The 4,381-nt window shown below is 69.1% G+C and carries 3 protein-coding genes; all 3 read left to right on the top strand.

Translation table 11 applies throughout. The annotated features are described in order from the left end of the window. Positions 1–33: 33 nt before the first annotated feature. Positions 34–1,752 carry an N-acyl-D-amino-acid deacylase family protein gene (locus tag U9980_RS13225; protein ID WP_322768181.1) on the top strand — a complete coding sequence of 573 codons (1,719 nt, stop codon included), beginning with the start codon at positions 34–36 and terminating at the stop codon, positions 1,750–1,752. A gap of 61 nt (positions 1,753–1,813) precedes the next feature. After that, on the top strand, positions 1,814–2,926 hold the full coding sequence (locus tag U9980_RS13220) for a Zn-dependent alcohol dehydrogenase (RefSeq protein ID WP_322768180.1): 1,113 nt from the start codon (positions 1,814–1,816) through the stop codon (positions 2,924–2,926). Beyond that, complete coding sequence (locus tag U9980_RS13215) at positions 2,926–4,380, top strand: aldehyde dehydrogenase family protein (RefSeq protein WP_322768179.1); 1,455 nt, start codon at positions 2,926–2,928, stop codon at positions 4,378–4,380. Before U9980_RS13220 ends, U9980_RS13215 begins: the two co-directional genes overlap by 1 nt. The last annotated feature ends 1 nt before the right edge of the window (position 4,381 follow it).

Genomic DNA, 4,381 nt, shown 5'->3' with positions numbered 1-4,381 from the left:
TAAACCGGTCGCCCCAGAAGTCCAGGAGGAATCGTGCACGACATCGTCATCCGCGGGGGTCAGGTCGTCGACGGCACCGGCGCCCCGCGCCAGCAAGCGGACGTCGCGATCGACGGTGGACGCGTCGTCGCGATCGGCACCGTGCCCGACGGCGGGCGCCGGACGATCGACGCGGACGGGCTCATCGTGAGCCCCGGTTTCGTCGACATCCACACCCATCTCGACGTCCAGGGCTTCTGGGACCCCACGCTCTCCCCGTCTCCCCTGCACGGAGTCACCACCGTCCTGGGCGGTAACTGCGGGTTCACCGTCGCCCCCCTGGACGACACGGCCGGTGACTACCTGATGCGCATGCTGTCCCGGGTCGAGGGTATGCCGCTGGAGTCGCTGCGGACCGGCGTGCCGTGGGACTGGCGCACCACCGCGGAGTTCCTCGACCGTCTGGACGGGACGCTCGCTGTCAACGCCGGTTTCATGGTCGGGCATTCGGCCATTCGGCGGGTGGCCATGGGGCCGGCGGCCACTGAACGGCACGCGACCGACGACGAGCTCGCCACGATGAAGCGGCTGCTGCGCGCCGGGATCGCGGCCGGCGGCCTCGGCTTCTCCTCTACCTGGTCGGAGAGCCACAGCGATGCCGACGGGCGTCCGGTCCCGTCCCGGGCCGCCCCCGCGCAGGAGTTGTTCGCCCTGGCAGCGGTGGCCGGCGAGTTCGACGGCACATCCCTGGAGTTCCTCCCCGTCCTCCCGCAGCGAGGTGGTTTCAGCCAGGAGATCACCGACGTCATGGTCGGGATGTCGGTGGCGGCCCGCCGACCGCTGAACTGGAACATCCTCACCGTCAGCGCGAAGACCCTGCCCGACGCGCTCGCCAGGCTCGAAGTCGGCGACATCGCCCGGGCGCGCGGCGGGAAGGTCGTCGCGCTGACGATGCCGGACACCCCGCCGGCCCGGTTTTCCTTCCGCGCCGGCTTCGTCCTCGACATGGTCCCGGGGCTGCACGACTTCCTCTTCCTGCCGCTGGACGAGCGGCTGGCGATCCTGCGTGATCCCGAGCGTCGGCGTGAGCTGCGCCGCGCCGCCGAGGAGCCGTCCGCCTTCAGCCACCTCGTCGACTGGGGCTCCCGGTACATCATCGAGACGTTCAGCCCGCAGACCAAGCCGTATGCCGGGCGGATCGTCGGCGACATCGCCGCCGAGGAGGGCCGGGACCCGTTCGACGTCCTGATGGACATCGTCGTCGCGGATGAGCTGAAGACGACGTTCAGTAACCCCTCCCGTGCGGCGCGGCCGGAGGACTGGCAGGCCCGTGCCCAGGTCTGGCGCGATCCCCGGGCTGTCATCGGAGCGTCCGACGCCGGGGCCCACCTCGACATGGTGGAGTTCTTCGGTTATTCGACGATGCTGCTGCAACATGGGGTCCGCGAACAGCAGGTGGTGGCCCTTGAGGAAGCCGTCCGCCTCATCACCGACGTCCCGGCCCGCCTGTACGGCCTGCGTGATCGTGGTCGCCTCCGGGTCGGCGGCGCCGCCGATGTCGTCATCTTCGACGAGGCGCGCATCGCCCGCCAGCCCACCGAGACGCGCTTCGACCTGCCCGCCGGCGCGGGCCGCCTCTACGGTGAGGCCGACGGCGTCGAGCGCGTCCTGGTAAACGGTGTCGAGATCGCCCATCACGGCACGTTCACCGGGGACTTCCCGGGGAAGATTCTGCGCTCCGGCCGGGACACCGAAACCCCGTCCCTGGACTGACGGCGTTCCTGAACTGACAGAATTTCTGGACTGACGGCACGGTAACCGGAAGGGTACGACCATGAAGACACGCGCCGCGGTCCTGCACGGTAGAGGCCAACCCTGGTCCGTGGAGGAACTCATCCTCGACGGACCAGGCGACGGCGAAGTCCTGGTGGAGAATCTCTTCGCCGGGCTGTGCCATTCCGACGACCACCTCGGAAAAGGCGCTGGATTCCACTTCCCGATGGTGGGCGGCCATGAAGGCGGTGGCGTGGTGCGGGAGGTCGGCGCCGGGGTCTCCCGGCTCCGGCCGGGCGACAAGGTGGTCACCTCGTTTCTCCCCGTGTGTGGCTACTGCCGCTGGTGCACGTCGGGTCACTCCTATCTGTGCGATGCCGGCGCCACCACGCTCACCGGAGCATTCGCCGACGGCAGCTACCGGTTCCATCTGGGTCAGACCGATCTGGGTGCCTTCTGCACCCTCGGGACCTTCTCCGAACACTTCGTCGCGCACCAGAATTCACTTGTGAAGGTCCCGGACGACACGCCGTTGGACGTCGCCTGCCTCATGGGGTGCGGTGTGCCCACCGGCTGGGGATCGGCGGTCAACGCGGCGAACGTCCGCCCAGGTGACGTCGTTGTCGTCTACGGCATCGGCGGTATCGGAGCGGCGGCGGTGCAGGGCGCACTGCTGGCCGGCGCGGCAACGGTCGTGACGGTGGATCCGGTGCCCTTCAAGAACGAGTTCGCCAAACAGCTCGGGGCACAGGCCGGTTTCACGGATCATTCGCAAGCCTTCGACCACGTTCGCGATCTCACCCAGGGTGTCCTGGCTGACAGCGTGATCCAGTGTGTGGGCGTGGCCAACCCGGAAGTCATCCACCAGTGCTACGAGATGACCCGCAAGGGTGGCACCCTCGTCCTCACCGGAATAGCGGACCGCTACGAAGAGATCACGGTCAAACTGCCCGGCGGGATGCTCACGTCCTTCGCGAAGAAGGTCGTCGGGTGCCTGTTCGGTTTCTGCAATCCGCACCAGGACATCCCGATGCTGCTGGAGCTCTACCGCAACGGCCAGTTGAAACTCGACGAGATGGTGACCCGCCGCTACTCGCTGGACGAGATCAACGAGGGATACCAGGACATGACCGACGGGCGGAACATCCGCGGAATCATCGAGTTGGGCCGCTGATGGAAGCCGTCAAGCAGGACACGTTCTTCATCGGTGGACGCTTCCGCCCGGCAGCCGGTGACCGGCGGTTCACGGTCGTGAACCCGGCGACGGAGGGCATCGTCGGCAGCGCGCCGTGCGGCGAGCCAGCCGATGTCGACGCGGCTGTCGCCGCTGCCCGGGATGCCTTCGACACCGGCCCGTGGCCGCGGATGGCAATCAAGGAACGAGCCGAGCACCTGACCAGGTTCGCGGACGAACTCGCGGCGCGCCGCAAGGAGATGGGCGAACTCGTCCTCGACGAACTCGGACTGCCACGGCGGGCAGCCCATTCCGAACCTGCCAGCATGATCGCCCTGCTTCGCTATCACGCCGGGCTGGCCGGGCAGATGACCATGAGTGAGCGCCGGACGGGTCTGTTCGGCGCCTGCGCGGACGTCACCCGGGAACCCGTCGGGGTCGTCGCGGCCATTCCCGCCTGGAACAGCCCGCTCGTCCTGGCGGCCAACAAGTTCGCCCCGGCCATGCTCGCCGGCTGCACGGTGGTCTGCAAACCCGCGCCGGAGACGTGCCTGGACACCTATCCGGTGGCCGAGGCCGCGCATGCCGCCGGTATCCCCGACGGCGTGCTGAACCTGGTGGCCAGCGACGGCGCCGGGGGTGACCACCTCACCCGGCATCCGGGCGTTGACAAGATCGCATTCACCGGCAGCACGGCGACCGGTCGCGCGGTGGCCGCCGCCGCCGCCAGCCACCTGGCCCGGGTCAGTCTCGAACTGGGCGGCAAATCCGCCGGCATCGTGTGCGATGACGCCCCGCTCGACGAGGTCGTCGCCGCGGTCGTCGCCGCGGCCACCCTGGTCAACGGGCAGGCCTGTATCGCTCTGAGCCGCATCCTGGTCAGCCGGCGGCGGCACGACGAACTCCTCGACGCACTGCGGGCCGGCTTCGAGGCCCTGGTCGTCGGTGACCCCCGTGATCCCGCCACCCAGGTAGGTCCGCTGGTCAGCCGGCGCCACCGGGACCGGGTACTCGGCTACGTAGCCGACGCCGCGAAGGAGGGTGGACGGGTGGTCACGGGCGGTGGCCCGCCGCCGCACACCACCCGGGGCTGGTTTGTCGCCCCCACTCTCGTCACCGGCGTGTCACCGATGTCGCGCATCGCCCAGGAGGAGATCTTCGGTCCGGTGCTCACCGTGCTCACCTACACCGACCTCGACGAGGCTGTCGCCATCGCCAACGGCACCCCTTTCGGCCTGTCCGGCGCCGTCTTCGCGCGGGATCCCGGCCAGGCACGGGCACTCGCCGACCGTATCCGCAGCGGCACTGTCGCGATCAACAAGGGTGCCGCGATCGATTTCGCGCTGCCCTTCGGCGGGTTCGGGTCGTCCGGCTACGGGCGCGAGTACGGCCCGGAGGGCGTGGCGGAGTACCTCGAGCACAAGACGATTTTCCTGGACGCGCCGGCGGGCTAAA

It is taken from the genome of Protofrankia sp. Cr1, assembly GCF_963555865.1.
Lineage (GTDB): Bacteria > Actinomycetota > Actinomycetes > Frankiales > Frankiaceae > Protofrankia.
This window is presented reverse-complemented; position numbering and strand designations above follow the sequence as displayed.

What these genes read in the sequence shown, in the direction of transcription:
- U9980_RS13215 (WP_322768179.1), top strand. Translation starts at nt 2,926, where the DNA reads ATGGAAGCCGTCAAGCAGGACACGTTCTTCATCGGTGGACGCTTCCGC.
- U9980_RS13220 (WP_322768180.1), top strand. Translation starts at nt 1,814, where the DNA reads ATGAAGACACGCGCCGCGGTCCTGCACGGTAGAGGCCAACCCTGGTCC.